The organism is Aeromonas sp. A04 (genome assembly GCF_047780465.1).
Classification (GTDB): Bacteria; Pseudomonadota; Gammaproteobacteria; order Enterobacterales; family Aeromonadaceae; genus Aeromonas; species Aeromonas bestiarum.
Window position 1 is genome coordinate 23412 of the sequence record NZ_JBLNHP010000001.1, and the last position, 15634, is coordinate 39045.

General features: G+C 59.9%; 15 protein-coding genes. 11 read left to right on the plus strand and 4 right to left on the minus strand.

All coding sequences use genetic code 11. The features are described 5' to 3' along the window. Positions 1-5 precede the first annotated feature (5 nt). Complete coding sequence (locus tag ACM3N8_RS00115; protein ID WP_241326676.1) at positions 6-1004, plus strand: Wadjet anti-phage system protein JetD domain-containing protein; 999 nt, start codon at positions 6-8, stop codon at positions 1002-1004. Between the two features lie 433 nt (positions 1005-1437). Here ACM3N8_RS00115 and ACM3N8_RS00120 read toward each other — a convergent pair whose 3' ends face one another. After that, on the minus strand, positions 1438-2016 hold the full coding sequence (locus ACM3N8_RS00120) for a PhnA domain-containing protein (RefSeq protein WP_241326677.1): 579 nt from the start codon (positions 2014-2016) through the stop codon (positions 1438-1440). Positions 2017-2257: 241 nt separating this feature from the next. Between ACM3N8_RS00120 and ACM3N8_RS00125 the strand changes: the two genes are divergently transcribed. The 7 genes from ACM3N8_RS00125 (at position 2258) to ACM3N8_RS00155 (ending at position 8747) form a co-directional block, all read left to right on the plus strand. Continuing rightward, a complete protein-coding gene (locus ACM3N8_RS00125; protein ID WP_416015867.1) occupies positions 2258-3487 on the plus strand; it encodes a methyltransferase in 1230 nt (409 codons plus the stop codon). 325 nt (positions 3488-3812) lie between these two features. Further along, entirely contained in the window at positions 3813-5264 is a 1452-nt protein-coding gene (locus ACM3N8_RS00130) for a chitinase (RefSeq protein WP_416015288.1), read from the plus strand. A 623-nt stretch (positions 5265-5887) separates the two neighbouring features. Continuing rightward, a complete protein-coding gene (locus ACM3N8_RS00135) occupies positions 5888-6259 on the plus strand; it encodes a VOC family protein (RefSeq protein ID WP_241278688.1) in 372 nt (123 codons plus the stop codon). 65 nt (positions 6260-6324) lie between these two features. Next, positions 6325-6774, plus strand: a complete 450-nt coding sequence (locus ACM3N8_RS00140; RefSeq protein ID WP_241278689.1) for a GNAT family N-acetyltransferase — start codon at positions 6325-6327, stop codon at positions 6772-6774. Between the two features lie 186 nt (positions 6775-6960). Then, positions 6961-7359, plus strand: a complete 399-nt coding sequence (locus ACM3N8_RS00145) for a GFA family protein (RefSeq protein ID WP_241278690.1) — start codon at positions 6961-6963, stop codon at positions 7357-7359. A 45-nt stretch (positions 7360-7404) separates the two neighbouring features. Beyond that, positions 7405-8007 (plus strand): histidine phosphatase family protein, encoded by a 603-nt coding sequence (locus tag ACM3N8_RS00150; protein WP_416015289.1) that lies wholly within the window; start codon positions 7405-7407, stop codon positions 8005-8007. Positions 8008-8336: 329 nt separating this feature from the next. Further along, the gene (locus ACM3N8_RS00155) at positions 8337-8747 is read left to right on the plus strand and encodes an SRPBCC domain-containing protein (protein ID WP_043141921.1); all 411 of its coding nucleotides are present in this window, start codon (positions 8337-8339) and stop codon (positions 8745-8747) included. A gap of 159 nt (positions 8748-8906) precedes the next feature. On the opposite strand, the gene smrB is transcribed toward ACM3N8_RS00155, so the two are convergent. Continuing rightward, positions 8907-9431, minus strand: coding sequence for an endonuclease SmrB (smrB, locus tag ACM3N8_RS00160; protein ID WP_005315464.1), 525 nt, complete (start codon positions 9429-9431; stop codon positions 8907-8909). 65 nt (positions 9432-9496) lie between these two features. Here smrB and prmB point away from each other — a divergent pair, with 65 nt between their 5' ends. Together prmB and aroC are read left to right on the plus strand one after the other, a co-directional pair. After that, the gene (gene prmB, locus ACM3N8_RS00165) at positions 9497-10432 is read left to right on the plus strand and encodes a 50S ribosomal protein L3 N(5)-glutamine methyltransferase (RefSeq protein ID WP_043142017.1); all 936 of its coding nucleotides are present in this window, start codon (positions 9497-9499) and stop codon (positions 10430-10432) included. Between the two features lie 16 nt (positions 10433-10448). Then, complete coding sequence (gene aroC / locus ACM3N8_RS00170; protein ID WP_043555824.1) at positions 10449-11537, plus strand: chorismate synthase; 1089 nt, start codon at positions 10449-10451, stop codon at positions 11535-11537. 117 nt (positions 11538-11654) lie between these two features. Here aroC and ACM3N8_RS00175 read toward each other — a convergent pair whose 3' ends face one another. Then, positions 11655-12500 carry a substrate-binding periplasmic protein gene (locus tag ACM3N8_RS00175; protein ID WP_241278693.1) on the minus strand — a complete coding sequence of 282 codons (846 nt, stop codon included), beginning with the start codon at positions 12498-12500 and terminating at the stop codon, positions 11655-11657. 322 nt (positions 12501-12822) lie between these two features. Between ACM3N8_RS00175 and ACM3N8_RS00180 the strand changes: the two genes are divergently transcribed. Beyond that, a complete protein-coding gene (locus tag ACM3N8_RS00180) occupies positions 12823-14226 on the plus strand; it encodes a DEAD/DEAH box helicase (RefSeq protein ID WP_043555822.1) in 1404 nt (467 codons plus the stop codon). Positions 14227-14367: 141 nt separating this feature from the next. Here ACM3N8_RS00180 and ACM3N8_RS00185 read toward each other — a convergent pair whose 3' ends face one another. Then, entirely contained in the window at positions 14368-15300 is a 933-nt protein-coding gene (locus tag ACM3N8_RS00185; RefSeq protein WP_241278694.1) for a LysR family transcriptional regulator, read from the minus strand. Positions 15301-15634: the final 334 nt, after the last annotated feature.

Sequence of the window (15634 nt, forward strand, 5' to 3'; positions counted from 1 at the left end):
CGAAGATGTCACTGTTTGATGAGCGCAGGGTACAGGATCTCTGTGCCCGTTTGCTGGAGGGCACCGATGAGAAGGGGTATTCACTCGATAGCAAGCATGGCCGCGAGCTGCTTGCCCTGTTGCAGGCGGTGAGCGGCGTCAAGCCGGTGGGGCGCAGCGCTCGCCATACCTTGACCCCCGCTGGGCACGACTATCTTGCCAAGCAGCTGGCACACACAACACCTCAGATGCCGGATATGCGCGGCAGTGTGCAGGCTCTTGGGGTGAGTTTGCCTTCGCGCCTCAATCAGGCCAGTTTTCATGCCCTCTGGCATGGGGACAGCAAGCATCCACGCAGTGACACAGACCCGGATCAAGCTGCCATGGACATAGCATTGACGCAGGATGAGGTGATCCGACTGCGTACCCTGAGCCCGTTGTCACTCATCGATCAGGATGGCCAGCGCCACGAGATGAGGGCGCCGATGGCACTCTTGGGAGAGCTGGCCTTGCCGGAGCGCAGCCTGGCCAGGTTGCAGGGCATCGAGTGGCAAGGGCGGCAGATAGTCACGGTGGAGAACAAGGGCGCCTTCGTAGATTACCCATTGCAAGCGGGGGACCTGCTGCTCTATGTACCCGGCCGCAATACCAGGCTGGCACGGCAAGTGATCCCGCTGTTGCCGGCGGCTGTGCCCTGGGCTCATTTTGGCGATCTGGATCAGCGGGGATTGGACATTGCCACCGAGCTGGCCGGGGCCATTCATCGGCCCCTGGCACTCTGGTTGCCCGAGACGCTGATGGCGTATATCCATCACTATGCCCGTCCTCTGACCCGTCAGCTTGAGGGGCAACAGGCCAGCAGAGGCAAGATCCCCTGGGGCGCCGCTCCCACGGCAGGCAGGCCAGGGGATCTGCTGGCAGAGGCACTCACGCATCTGATCGCACACGGGTTGTGGCTGGAGCAAGAGGTGCTGGTGCTGGCCAGACGTTGGCAGTCATGGCCATTGGGGGTGGCTTGCGACTAATGGAGTGATAAAAAAACCGCCTGATGGCGGTTTTTTTATCATGCCGGCCCTTATTTCAGGGCTTTTTTCAGCTTCTTGATCTTGCCTTCGTGCTTGGCAATTTTCTCAAGGCGTGCGGCGATCTTCTTCTTGATATCTTTCTTGCTGGCTTTGGCCATCTGTGTTGCTCCTTTTGCAGTGGGGACACCTCGAGTGTCCGTGAGTCTGTCCATCGACGTCCCAGAGTGCCACAAGGTTGCCGTCTGAGCCAAGCCTCTGTCGAAGAAAACAGCACATTTCAACCGGGGTGCCGAGGAAAAACAGGGGGGCTAGCTACGAGTGAGCTCGGTTGCAGTAGGCATCAAACAAGGTTGGGCGAGCTTGTGCGGCATATCGCGGCCACCAAAAAGCGCCCCTTGGGACGCTCTTGGTATCACTTGCAAACCGGACTCTATCAGGCTTTTTTCAGGTAGGCGGCGACCAGCACTATCTGCACGCCGTTGACCTTGCCTTCGATGTGCAGCGGGTTGTTGGTCAGGCGGATGCCCTTGACCAGGGTGCCTCGCTTGGCGGTGAAGCCGCCGCCCTTGACGTCCAGGTCCTTGATCAAGGTGACCGAGTCGCCTTCGACCAGCACGGCGCCGTTGGAATCCATAGTAGGTACGCTGTCGTCGTCGTCGCCAGCCTGGCCGGCTTCGGCCCAGGCCTTGGTCTCGTCTTCCATGTACATCATGTCCAGCATGTCCTGAGCCCACACTTCGCCCTGGCCGGACAGGGCTTTCAGCTGACGCCACGCCATGACCTGCACGGCGGGAACCTGGCTCCACATGCTGTCGCCCAGGCAACGCCAGTGATTGACCACTGTGGTGTCCGGCTGCTCCAGCTGGCCACGGCAGGTGTCACACAGGGCAAGGCTGTGATCATCATCGCTGGCCGGTGAGTGGGGCACAGCGAAGGCAGTCAGTGCCTGTTCGGCGCCGCACAGTTCACACTTGGCGCCCGCGCGCGCTTGCAGGATGGCATTGATGGTCATGTTTTGGTTCCATTCATGTTGGTAAAATGGCCCGCCTTGAGCGAACCAGGGTAAAGAGGGGGCGGAATATAGCATAAAACCCCTATCTTTGTCAGGCCAACGCCCGGGCTCCGGGTCGTTTGCCAGCTTGACACTTGCGCTCACGGCGGCTTGTCGGGGTCAAGCCGCCGGTCAGGCCCAAGCCCAGCTTCGTGGCAAATGCCCCGCATTGGCGAGTGCTTTTTGGGGAGGGATCGCTAGAATAAGCCTCTTTTTTGACTGCAAGGCAGGGGCAAGCGTGCTGGCTCAACGTTTTCAACAACTGGATAGATTGCTGACCGAGACCCGGCGCTGGTGGCAATACCAACCCTATCATCACCTGAACCTGGCCTTCGCCGACGAGGCCCCCGCGCTGGCCGCACAGCTCAACGCCATGCCCCTTGAACAGATCAATCGGCTCGATGGTGACATGGGGGCGCTGTGCGACCTGCTCGCCCCCTGGATCCCGGCGGGGGAGATGCTGCATGCCCTGAGTGAGCTCGCGCTATTTAGCCCCGAGCCCATCCAGTGCGCCAAGGAGATGGCGATGCACATGCCGGGTCGCAAGCAGGCGCAGATAGAGGCCTTTACCGGCTGCCTGCCACCTCATCAAGGCCCCTATCTGGAGTGGTGCGCGGGCAAGGGACACCTGGGGCGGCTGGTTTCCCTGCATCGCCGGGCAGAGATCCTGAGTCTGGAGCTGCAAGGTCCGCTCTGTGAGGAGGGGCGTCGGCTGGCGGCCCGTGACGGGGCCCGCATGCAGTTTGTGCAGGCGGACGCCTTTGCGGCCGATGCCGGCCAGCTGCTCGCTACCGAACACCATGCCATGGCGCTGCACGCCTGCGGCGAGCTGCACACCCATCTGCTGGCGCTGGTGGCAGAGCGCGGCGCCCAGGGGGTGACCATATCCCCTTGCTGCTATCACCTGATCCGCGGCACTCACTATGCTCCCTTGTCCACCGCCGCCCGGGCCAGCGATCTGCAGCTGGCCAAGGCGGATCTGAGGCTGCCGCTGCAGGAGACGGTGACCGCCGGGGCCCGCATCTCGCGCCTGCGCGAGCTGGAGGTGGTGTGGCGGCTCGGGTTTGACTGCCTGCAGCGCCAGGTGCGCGGGGTGAACGAATATCTGCCGGTGCCCAATATGCAAAAAAGCCTGCTTACCGGCAGCTTCGAGGCATTTTGTGAATGGGCGGCCGAGCGCAAGGGAATAGCTCTGCCGGCGGGGATGGATCTTGCCGATTTTCTGACCATGGGGGAGGCCCGTTATGGCGATGTCGCCCGCATGGAGCTGGTGCGTCATCTGTTTCGCCGGCCGCTCGAGATCTGGTTGGCGCTCGATCGGGCGCTCTTCCTGCAAGAGCAGGGCTACCGGGTGGAGGTGGGCGAGTTTTGCGACAAACCCATGACCCCCCGCAATATCTTGATCCGTGCCGTGCGCTCTGCGCAGGCATGAGTGACATCCCTCTGGAATGCCCGGCTGCCAGCCGGGCAGCGTCCCATACTGCCGGGTGATTGACCCCATCGATGTGTGATGTGGCCCATCATGGGATGGGCCACGGCAAGATGCGGGTTGCTATTATTTTTCATCGGCCTTTACAAGGCATATCACAGTGCCCTTTGCATCAGTCGGAACATCTGTTTTTTATGCATTTTATGGTGTTTCGCCCAGAGAGTGAAATGGCTCACAGATCCGTTTTATTTCTTAATTTTTGATGAGAATTTAGTTATGAAAAGGCCTATTCTCGGGATGAACTTTTCCGAGACAAGGACTGTGCCACATGTTCAAACCCACGCAATGTGCCTGGCTGGTTGCTGCTGCCTGCGCATTTCCAAGCTATGCCACCATGAATATTCAGCCCGATCCACAAAATGCCGGTGGATATGTGATTGCCGCACCGGATCTGGCGGCAGTTGAAAAAGCAAAGACAGCCAATCCCATGTACGGGGTCTGGTCAAAAGCATTGGCGACACGGCCCAATAATATTGTCGATGCCATCATACCAAGAGCGGCCAGCAACCCGGATAACGTCAAACGGGTCGAGCGGGTATTCACGGAATCGGACTGGGAATATTTGACCCAGATGGCGGCGCCTGAATATACCTATGAACGCTTCTTGCGGGCCATAGGTAAATTCCCGGCTTTTTGTGGTGAATATACCGATGGCCGGGATTCGGATGCCATCTGCAAAAAATCCATAGTGACGGCCTTCGCCCATTTTGCCCAGGAGACGGGCGGGCATATCAGCAAGAACAATATATCCGACAATCCGCTGGCGCTGGAGGAGTGGCAACAGGCGCTGGTGCATGTGCGCGAGATGGGGTGGTCAGAGGGGCAGGCGGGGTACACCACGGGTTGCGGCCAGAATGACTGGCAGAACAAGAAGTGGCCCTGCAGCACGGGGCAGGGCTATTTCGGGCGCGGCGCAAAGCAGCTCTCTTATCACTTCAACTACGGCGCCTTCTCCGAGGCCATGTTTGCGGGTGATGCCTCGGTGCTGCTGAGCGATCCGGGGCGGGTCGCCGACTCCTGGCTGAACCTGGCCTCCGCCATCTGGTTCTTCCTCACCCCCCAGGCCCCCAAGCCTGCCATGCTGCACGTGATAGACCGCACCTGGGTGCCTTCCCAGCGCGAGATAGCGGCGGGCATCGGCTACGGCTTTGGCACCACCATCAACGTCATCAATGGTGGCATAGAGTGTGGTGAACAGAACAAGGACAAGGGCCAACCGGTCAACCGGATCCGTTATTGGGAGGGGCTGGCCGAGCATTACCAGATCCCCGTCAAGGCCGACGAGAAGAACACCTGCTGGCAGCAGACCCCTTATGGCAGCCTGAATCTGAATGGCGCCACCGATGTGCTTTATACCAACTGGGATGGCAACTGGAAGTACTACCCGGACAGACCCGGCGGTTACTCCTTCGAATGTGAGCTGGTGGGGTTTCAGACCGCCTATTCGGCCCTGGTGCCGGGGGATTACGAGAAGTGTGTGACCAACTTCTACGGCTCCCATGCCAACTGGCCCAAGGTGCGGGTGGTGGCCAAGCTGGATCCGGCCCCCGTGGATCCGGTCGATCCGCCGATCGGGGACGCGCCGGCCTGGAGCGCGACCGCCGTCTATACGGCGGGGGCCAAGGTCAGCTACAAGAGTGCCATTTATCAGGCAAAGTGGTGGACTCAGGGCAATGAACCCGGCAAGGGCGATCCCTGGGCGCTGGTGCCAGCTAGGTAAGGAGGGCTTGGCTCCATCACCTGGGCTAACGAGATTTGTACCACGGATCCTTCATATATCTGGCTGAACGGCAAGGGGGAGGCTTATTGCCTCCCCCTTGCATCTTATAGAGGCCATTTATTCAGCTAGGCAGAAGATGAATTGCCATGCTTGCACCTCCCGCTTATCAAGAGATGACTTCGCCCTGAAGAAGACGGTTTATTTATCCTCTGTTCATATCCGGCATCTTATGGTGCTCCCTGTTGGCGATATATGTGGGCGAAAGGCCGTTTGCTGGTCTGGCGATGTGGGTTGGATGCCATAAATATTGACGAATGGCTGCTCATTCAGCGTGATGCGATGACTGGCAGCCATCATGCAGGCCTCTTGTTATCGCGCACCAACACTCGATAACCTGGGGCAGGGAAATTTATCTCCACCGTCATCAAGCCTATTTTCATGGCTGTTTCGTTTGGCAGAATGTGCCTGGAACAATATCCATTGCACTATATGGCGCGGCATAATGGCGTGATCTTGTCGTGTGCCAGCCTCTCACTCTGTGGATTGAGAAACAGGTGGCTATATCGGACATGGGCCTTGATGATGCGCGGGCAGAATCGGGATAAACAAGGAGGGGCCACACAATGAATATCGCCATGCATTTTGAAATTCCGGTAACGGATATGACGCGAGCCATCGGGTTTTACTCCCGCGTATTTGGCATCACGTTCGAGCGAGCGGAGATAGATGGCAACGAGATGGCGTTGTTCCCGCTCTCGGAAGGGAGCGAGGGGTGTTCCGGTGCCCTGGCCAGGGGAGAGACATATGTTCCGAGTCTGGATGGCACGCGGATTTATCTGGTGGTGACCGATATCGAGCAGGTGATGGCCAGCGCCTTGTTGGCCGGTGCCAACAGTCTGTATCCCGTTACCCGGGTTGGCGACATCATCAGGGTGGCTGAATTTCAGGATCCCGAGGGCAACCGGATCGCCCTGCAGGAAACGGCCAGACGCTGACGCAAACATTCATTCATGCTGGGCAGGCCAAACGGGGTCCGGCTCGGCACAGACAAGCAGGTGTTATGACGATACGTATTGCTACCCCGGCGGATGTCCCGGCGATGTTCGAGGTGCGTACCAGTGTGCGAGAGAACCAGATGTCCCTCCTGGAGCTGGCCGCAGTGGGGATCACCCCCGCCACCTTGCCCGGCATGCTCACCGGAAGCGGGCGAGGCTGGGTGGCCTGTGATGGGGACCAGGTGGTGGCGTTTGCGATGGCAGAGGCCGGTGACGCCACCATATTTGCCCTGTTTGTGCGCCAGAGTCATGAGGGCAGGGGGCTGGGGCGCCGCTTGATGCAGGCTGCCGAATGCTGGCTCAGTGCCGAAGGGTGCACCGAGGTGTGGCTGCTGACCGATGCGGATCTCCGGGTCAGGGCCAACGGTTTTTATCGCCACCTTGGCTGGATGGAGGATGGCATTCAGAAGGAGGGAGAGATGCGTTTCAAAAAATGCTTGCGAGATGATGGGTAACGAGCAGGCTGTGGTGAACGCGTCCCTCTTTGGGGAGAGGCAGCACCACCCCAGATGCAGTGCACAGGCTGGATCAGTGCCGTGTTTTGTGAGGCAGTTAATGGCGAGGGCGCGACAGGCGTGGTACTCATCTGATGCGAAATATGGCCGAAGAACGGCTTGGATCCATTTTGTCAGGGAGGCGTTATGCAAGGACATTGTTTGTGCGGCGGGATCCTGGTGTCGAGCGGGGATCATCAGGAGGTCAACCTCTGCCACTGCACCACCTGCCGGCGCTGGTCCGGCGGTCCCCTGTTTGCGGTGCACTGCGGCAAGGACGTGCGTTTCAGCGGGATGGCGCCTGTGGCCTATCGCTCCTCGGAATGGGCGGAGCGCGGCTTTTGCCCCACCTGCGGCACCCACCTCTTCTATCACCTGCTGCCGACGGATGAATACATAGTGCCGGCCGGCCTCTTCCAGCGGGACGATTTTCAGCTGGCGAGCCAGATCTTCATCGATGAGAAGCCAGACTTCTACGAGTTGAAGAACGAGACGCCCACCCTGACCGGCCAGCAGGTGTTCGAGCAGTTTGCGCCCAAGCCCTGATGAGAAAGGTGCTGATGCGATGACGTTGACAGACAAGGACAAATGATGGAACTGGTGGTGATCCGCCATGGTGAGACCCAGGCCAATGCCGAGGGGCGTTATCTGGGGGCGCTGGATGTCGGGCTGAACGACACGGGAGTTGCGCAAGTCACCAGATTGGCGCAGCTGATCGCGGCGACGGAGGCGCCGTTTCAGCGGTTGCTGACCTCGCCTCTGCTGCGGGCAAGGCAGAGTGCCGAACTTGTCTCGCGCACGCTGGCGCTGCCTGCCCGGATAGTGCCCGCCTTTCGTGAACGTCATGTGGGGGTATTTGAAGGGCTGACCCAGGCAGAGGCGAGGGAGCGTTATCCCGCGCTGTGGGCGCGCAATATTACCCGGCGCTGGACAGCAGCGCCGCCAGAAGGGGAGTCGCTGGATGCCGTGATTGCGCGGGTGTCACTGGGGTTGACCAGGCTTGCCGAGGAGGCGCAGGGCGAGCGGGTCTTGCTGGTGGCGCACGGGGTGGTGGCAAAAGTGATCCGCGCCCTCACGACCGCGGGATTCTCCGATTTTTTCGACTGGCAATTGCCGAACGGTGGCAGTCTGGTCGTGGTGCACGCATCGAGCGGGCCACTGATACGTTTCAGCCGCCCGAGCCTGCAAGATTGAGCGCTTCACCAGCTCATCGAAGCGGCACCGATGGCATCGGGAGACGACTTGATGTCGGCATGGGAGCCCTGTGTGAACATGCAACCTCCACTGCGAATAACACGTTGATATTCAGTACAGTGTGGGCGTTTTTCCACCAATCATGCCATGCGTCAGGATCCGCCATGGCGTGAGTCAAGCCGCGGCGGGGGTGACTGGCTCAGGGGGCGTGGCTGGGCTTTACTCAGTTGACTTGGATATCGCACACGTCGCCAGCTGTGTTTGGAGAGGCGGTCTCGGTGTCGAGGCCAGCGCTGGCAAGGGATGTCAATCGAGGCAAGGAGAGAGGGATGAAGATCAGCATTGATGCGCGTATCGAGCAGGAGATAGACGCCGTCTGGTGGGCCTGGAATGACCCGGACTGTGTCGTCAAATGGAATGCCGCCTCCGATGAGTGGCACACCACGCGCAGCCGGGTCGATCTGGTGGTGGGTGGTCGTTTCTGTCATCACATGGCGGCCAGGGATGGCAGTGCCGCCTTCGATTTCGAGGGCACCTTCACCCTGGTCGAGGCTCCGACCCGGCTTGCCTATGTGATGGATGACGGACGGGCTGTGGATGTGCGCTTCGTCGAGGAGCAAGGTGCCACCCTGGTGAGCCTGGACTTTGACGCCGAGTCCGCGCATAGCCGTGAACAGCAGCAAGCGGGCTGGCAGGGCATTTTGAACAACTTCAAACGCTACGTGGAGGCGGCGGGCTGACGCAGATCCGGCCAGGCCAATAAAAAACCACCGGCGGGCGCGGTGGTTTTTTATTGGGACATGAGCCCAGGTGTGTGATGCAGGCGGCAGACGCTGGTGGCAAGGGGCATCAAGGTGGTGTCATCGGCAGGGGTGTTGTCACCCTTTGTCTGTGGCCGTTTACTCTTCTATATCCAGCAGCACCAGGATGGCGCTGTCGCCGCCCCATTCACGAGGGGCCTGATGAAAGGCGCGCACATTGGGATGCTGGGCCAGCCAGCTCGGGATCCGCTGCTTGAGGATGTGTTTGCCGATGCCGTGCATCACGGAGGCGACGTGGATGTTCTCTTTCTGGCAGAGGGTGAGCAGGGCGGCCAGCTCCTGTTTTGCCTGATTCTGGTTCATGCCGTGCAGATCCAGATAAATCTCCGGCGGATAGATGCCGCGTTTGAGCTTCTTCAGCTCGAATTTTGACACATCGTCACGCACGTAACGGGTCGGGCCATCCTCGTCCAGATGGGGCTGGTACTCGTCGCTGAAAAAGTGGCCAACCCCAAGCTTTTCGCGGCTTTCACGCAGTTCGCGTTTCTGCTTGACCGGGCGCAGGTCGGCCCTTATGGTATCTTGCTTAATTTTCCGGGTACCTTTGACAGCATCGCGAAACAGCAGGCTTTCCTCGATCGTCGGTGAGGGCGTTTTTTTCATCAGGTACTCGTCTTGCTCGCTATATAGGTTTCTCGGGCCGGATATTACTCGACTTGGAGGTGGATTTGGACAAGATATTTATCGATGAGGTGGTTGCCGAGATGCACACCATCCAGGACATGTTGCGCTGGGCCATGAGTCGTTTCAACGACGCCGGGATCTTCTACGGACATGGTACCGACAACGCCTGGGATGAGGCCGTGCAGCTGGTACTGCCCGCGCTACATCTGCCGCCGGACGCGGATCCGGGCATGCGCCACTCCCGTCTGACCACCAGCGAGCGTCATCGCATCGCCGAGCTCATCATTCGCCGCGTGCAGGAGCGCGTGCCGGCCGCCTACCTGACCAACAAGGCCTGGTATGCCGGTTGGGAGTTCTACGTGGACGAGCGGGTGCTGATCCCGCGCTCCCCCATCGCCGAGATGGTGGCCAACCGCTTCGCCCCCTTCCTCAAGCATGAGCCGACCCGGATCATGGATCTCTGTACCGGTTCCGGTTGCATCGCCATCATCATGGCTCACGAATTCCCGGATGCGGAAGTGGACGCCATCGACATCAGCGTGGATGCGCTGAACGTGGCCGAGCGCAACATCACCGATCACGGTCTGGAGCAGCAGGTCATTCCGATCCGCTCCGATCTGATGCGCGATCTGCCCGCCGGTGACAAGTACGATCTCATCGTCTCCAACCCGCCCTATGTAGATTCCGAAGATATGTCGGATCTGCCGGAGGAGTTTCGTCACGAGCCGGAACTCGCGCTGGCCTCCGGCTCGGATGGCCTCAAGCTCACCAAGCGCCTGTTGGCCAATGCCGCCGACTTCCTCAAGGATGATGGCGTGCTGGTGGTCGAGGTGGGCAACAGCATGATCCACCTGGAAGCCCAGTTCCCGGAAGTGCCCTTTACCTGGGTCGAGTTCGAGAACGGTGGTCACGGCGTGTTCGTGATGACCAGGGCCGAGCTGGAGCAATACCGGGACCATTTCGCGATTTACAAGAGCTAAGCAGCAAGGAGCACCCATGGCAGGGAACAGTTTTGGCCAACTCTTTCGGGTCACCACTTTTGGCGAGAGCCACGGCCTGGCGCTGGGCGCCGTGGTCGACGGCTGCCCGCCCGGGCTCGAGATAAGCGAAGCGGATCTGCAGGGAGATCTGGATCGGCGCAAGCCCGGCACCTCCCGTTACACCACGCCACGCCGTGAACCGGATGAGGTGAAGATCCTCTCCGGAGTGTTCGAGGGCAAGACCACGGGCACCTCCATCGGGCTGCTCATCGAAAATACCGATCAGCGCTCCAAGGACTACTCCGACATCAAGGATGTGTTCCGCCCGGGCCATGCCGATTACACCTACCACCAGAAATATGGTCAGCGGGATTATCGGGGCGGCGGTCGCTCCTCCGCCCGTGAGACCGCCATGCGGGTGGCGGCGGGGGCCATCGCCAAGAAGTATCTCAAGCAGATGCACGGCATCGAGATCACCGGCTTCCTTTCCCAGCTCGGCCCCATCAAGGCCGAGGCGTTCGATGCGGCGCAGATTGAGCAGAACCCCTTCTTCTTCCCCGATGCGGGCAAGCTGGAGGCGCTCGATCAGTACATGCGTGACCTGAAAAAAGAGGGCAACAGTGTCGGTGCCAAGGTACAGGTCATTGCCAGCAAGGTGCCGGTGGGCCTGGGCGAGCCGGTGTTCGACCGGCTCGATGCCGACATAGCCCACGCCATGATGGGCATCAATGCCGTGAAAGGGGTGGAGATAGGCGACGGCTTTGCCGTGGTGGAGCAAAAAGGCTCCGAACATCGCGACGAGATGACCCCGGCCGGCTTTGCCAGCAACCATGCGGGCGGTATTCTGGGCGGGATTTCGTCCGGTCAGGATATTGTGGTGAGCATGGCGCTCAAACCCACCTCCAGCATCACAGTGCCGGGCAAGACCATCAATACCGAGGGCGAGGCTATCGAGATGATCACCAAGGGTCGTCACGATCCTTGTGTCGGCATCCGCGCCGTGCCCATCGCCGAAGCCATGCTGGCGCTGGTGTTGATGGATCACCTGCTGCGCCATCGAGCCCAGAATCAGGGTGTGCTGACCCATACGCCCCAACTGCGCTGATCGGCCTGCCTACCCCGCCAACTGATCGAACGGTGGCGCAGAAAAATACGCAATGACGCAGTCACAGGCAGCGCAAAAAGGCGACCCCAGGGTCGCCTTTTTTATGGATCTCGCCGCCTAGGGCTGACGGGCCTGGGCCGTGTCTGGTCTGGGCGCGGCTTCCTCACTCTCTGGATTGTCAAACCGGCATGGAGGCGGGGCAAAGCCGCTGCCGGGCGAGGGAAGGGCGGCGATGGCGTCATTGACCCGGGCGAGCTCTGCCTCGCTCACCGCCTCTTTGGCAAACATCAGGCTGACCGGCTGATGGTGCAGCAACAACTGGCAGCGGATGAAGCCATCCGCCCCCAGCTGTTGCAGCCGATAACGCGCGTATTGCCACTCCATGATGACCCCATCCAGGCGACGAGCCAGCAGCAGCTCGATCAACCTGTCGTCGGTGTTGTAGTCGTTGGCGCCCTTGAGGGCCGGGCAGTGCTCCATCCGCTGGGTGGGGCGGGTGCCACGCAGCTTGCCCAGATGCAGTTGCGTCTGCTGGCACAGGGCGGGGAGGCTCTGGATGCCTTGCCAGGGATCGGCATGGCCCGGAATGGGGTTGTGGCTCAGCAGCACGAAGGTACTGCGCCGGTAGGGGGCCGAGAAGCGGGCGAACTCGCGCCGATCCGGGGTATCGAGCGCTCCCATGGCCAGATCCAGCTGTTGCTGCTTGATCAGGTGCAGGGCCCGGGCCCAGGGCAGGTTGCGAAAGCGCGCCTCCAGCCCGGCCTGGCTCAGGATCTGGCGGGTCAGGGTCACATCCAGCCCATCCAGCGATCCTTGAGGGTTGATGTAGCTAAAGGGCGGCCAGTGGCCCCAGGCCACCGACAGCCTGGTCTTGGCCCCGAGCGGCAGGCTCAGGCCCAGTGCCAGCAGCAGCAGGCCTGCCTGACGCCAGCGACGACACTTGCTTGTGATATGTGCAGCCATGAGCCTGAACCTCCTTGTTCGGGGACTGAAATGATGGTCGTCTGTTGCTGGCATCAAGCATAGCCTGATTCGAATGAGTTCTGAGGCAGGATCTGCGAGCGGGAAGGTGACCCACTTTTTCGGTTCGCGCTGGGATGAACATCACATTTCTCTCGTTTATCCACGGCAACTCCGTTAGACTGCGCCTCTATTCTTTCCCCTTTGCTCTGCTCCCCGGGGAAATCGTTGTTTTCTCAATAGGCCCAGAACTTGTGAGATGGCATCGGCTCAGCAGAGGAGCCCCACCACAAATCCCCGGCGCCACTATCCCTAGCAGGTAATTATGAGTTTTTCTTCCCTCGGTCTGGCCGAACCCTTGTTGCGTGCCGTTGCCGAGCAAGGCTACGACACCCCGTCTCCCATTCAGCTGCAAGCGATCCCCGCCGTTCTGGCTGGTCGCGACCTGATGGCGGCGGCCCAAACAGGGACCGGCAAGACCGCAGGCTTTACCCTGCCGATGCTGCAGCGTCTGATGGAGAGCAAGCGTAAAGTTTCTCCCAACCGGATCCGCGCCCTGGTACTGACCCCGACTCGTGAGCTGGCCGCCCAGGTGGGCGAGAGCGTGCGCAACTACGGCAAACATCTGCCGATGCGCAGCCACGTGGTCTTCGGCGGTGTCAGCATCAACCCGCAGATGATGGCGACTCGCCGTGGTCTGGACGTGCTGGTTGCCTGCCCGGGCCGCCTGATGGACCTCTACAACCAGAACGCCGTCAAGTTCGACGAAGTCGAGATCCTGGTGCTGGACGAAGCGGATCGCATGCTCGACATGGGCTTCATCCGCGACATCCGCAAGATCCTGGCCCTGATGCCCAAGCAGCGTCAGAACCTGCTCTTCTCCGCGACCTTCGCCGACGAGATCCGCGAGCTGGCCACCGGCCTGCTCAACAACCCGGCCGTGATCGAAGTGGCGCCGCGCAACAGCACGGCCGAGCGCATCGAGCAGCTGGTTCACCCGTGCGACAAGGCCAACAAGATCGGTCTGCTGAGCCATCTGGTCACCAGCAACGACTGGCAGCAGGTACTGGTGTTCACCCGTACCAAGCACATGGCCAACCGTGTTGCCGAGACCCTCGACAAGAACGGCGTCAGCGCCGCCGCCATCCACGGCAACAAGAGCCAGGGTGCCCGAACCCGTGCTCTGGCCGGTTTCAAGGAAGGTAGCGTCAAGGTGCTGGTTGCGACCGACATCGCCGCCCGTGGTCTGGACATCGACAAGTTGCCGCAAGTGGTCAACTTCGAGCTGCCCAACGTGGCGGAAGACTATGTACACCGTATCGGTCGTACCGGTCGTGCCGGTGCCGCCGGTCACGCCATCTCCCTGGTCGCGGCTGATGAAGGCAAACTTATCAAAGCCATCGAGCGTCTGACCAAGCAGAACATCCCGTGCGAGCAGGTGGCCGGCTTCGAAGCCTCCCGCGAAACCCTGGACAACATCGCCCGTGGTATAGGCGCGCCGCTGCGCAAAGAGCCCCGTGATCCGAGCGAGCAGCGCCGTGTTGCGCCGCGTCCTCAGGGTCAGGGCCAGCGTCAGGGCGCCGGTCGCTCCGCCAATGGCGGCAACGCCGGCGGTGCCCGCACCGGTAACGGTGGCAAGCCCAAGCCGCAGGGCGGACAGCGTCCGGCCGATGGCGCCGGCAAACCGGCCCAGGCTCGCCGCCCCCGTCGCGCTACCCACAACCAGTAAGCGAGTGAGGTAACACCTCCCAGCGTCACAGGTTGATATAAAAAGCCCTGCCAGATTGGCAGGGCTTTTTTGCGTCTGTCGTTCACCGCCATCCCCGGTGGCTGGGGTTGCCGCCCAGAGTAGAGGGAGCCCATCCTGGCTTCAGCAGCTGGCAATCAAGTAGTCATGCTTGCTGACTTGCGTCTGGATCTGTTGGCACAGGGTGTGAATATGGGGCTCATCCATTTTCTCACGAGAAATATAGATGCCGATAACCCCTTTGTTATATTCCTCATCCATGTCGAGCGGGACTATGCCGAATTGGGCGAAATAACTCGCCATGCTGCCTGGATAGGGCATGACGGCATTGCTGGTCTTTGCCATGTCAATGCCAGCCATCAGCGAATTGCAGGTATAAATTATTTTGTCATTGAGCTGCATAGCTGCCTGATCTTGTTTCTTTCTTGCCAGGTCCTCGACCAGATGAAGATATTGCGGCTCATCCGTGGTGATCAACAGGCTGGGGTAATTTACCAGATCCTGCTTGCTGCATACTTTCCCCAGGAGGGGATGCCCGGCCCTGACAAATATGGCATCGCTGGAGGTAAATAACGGGATGAATATCAGGCTGTAATGTTTATCCAGACCATGGATCTCATGTCCCAGAAACAGGTCGATATGATTGCCAAGGAGCAGATCCAATAGCCGTAGGTGATTGCCGACCTCGATATTGATGGCACAGGATGGATTGGCTGCTCGATAGTGCAGAGTGACAGGTTGCAGCACATGCTGCCACCAGGCATGGCCGGTACCCACTCTCAGTGGCAGGGCCGCTCGCTCGCGAAGAATCGCGAGCCGCCTGAGGGTATCATCATAGATCCGCTGCATCACGCGGGCTTGTGTCAGCAGCAGCTCCCCGGCGGCGGTCAGCGTCACGCCGCCGGCGTGCCTGATCAGCAGGGTCGTGTCCAGGCTCTCTTCGAGTTTCTTCATGTTGTGGGTCAGCGTCGGTTGGCTCAGCCCCATATGTCTGGCTGCCAGACTCACACTCTTGTGGGTCGCGACCTCGATGAATTGTCTTAGATGTTTGTCCACGGAAAACGGCGTCCGTTCAGGGTCAGGCGGAGCGCAACGCTAGTGCAAGCATGCGAGACTGTCAATCGCCACCGTATCGCCAGAAATGGTTTTTATGTGTGTCTCTTCACGTTGTTTTCCATTCGTTTTGGCCAGCAATAGCGCCATTTTAGTGCGTGCGATCACGCAATTTCATGCCGTTATAGAGCACATCTATCTCGCCAGTCAGCTCATCTATGTTTCCTTCCAGACATGCGGGTGTAAGCTGTGAAAACAATTTTTATTGTTGTCATTCAAATAACAAAAAATAAAGTAACGAAGGGAATATATGAAAATCCATCCATTGGCTTTATCC

Coding starts and splice junctions, on each gene's coding strand:
- ACM3N8_RS00115 (WP_241326676.1), top strand. CDS start 6: ATGTCACTGTTTGATGAGCGCAGGGTACAGGATCTCTGTGCCCGTTTG.
- ACM3N8_RS00120 (WP_241326677.1), bottom strand. CDS start 2,016: ATGACCATCAATGCCATCCTGCAAGCGCGCGCGGGCGCCAAGTGTGAA.
- ACM3N8_RS00130 (WP_416015288.1), top strand. CDS start 3,813: ATGTTCAAACCCACGCAATGTGCCTGGCTGGTTGCTGCTGCCTGCGCA.
- ACM3N8_RS00135 (WP_241278688.1), top strand. CDS start 5,888: ATGAATATCGCCATGCATTTTGAAATTCCGGTAACGGATATGACGCGA.
- ACM3N8_RS00140 (WP_241278689.1), top strand. CDS start 6,325: ATGACGATACGTATTGCTACCCCGGCGGATGTCCCGGCGATGTTCGAG.
- ACM3N8_RS00145 (WP_241278690.1), top strand. CDS start 6,961: ATGCAAGGACATTGTTTGTGCGGCGGGATCCTGGTGTCGAGCGGGGAT.
- ACM3N8_RS00150 (WP_416015289.1), top strand. CDS start 7,405: ATGGAACTGGTGGTGATCCGCCATGGTGAGACCCAGGCCAATGCCGAG.
- ACM3N8_RS00155 (WP_043141921.1), top strand. CDS start 8,337: ATGAAGATCAGCATTGATGCGCGTATCGAGCAGGAGATAGACGCCGTC.
- smrB (WP_005315464.1), bottom strand. CDS start 9,431: ATGAAAAAAACGCCCTCACCGACGATCGAGGAAAGCCTGCTGTTTCGC.
- aroC (WP_043555824.1), top strand. CDS start 10,449: ATGGCAGGGAACAGTTTTGGCCAACTCTTTCGGGTCACCACTTTTGGC.
- ACM3N8_RS00175 (WP_241278693.1), bottom strand. CDS start 12,500: ATGGCTGCACATATCACAAGCAAGTGTCGTCGCTGGCGTCAGGCAGGC.
- ACM3N8_RS00180 (WP_043555822.1), top strand. CDS start 12,823: ATGAGTTTTTCTTCCCTCGGTCTGGCCGAACCCTTGTTGCGTGCCGTT.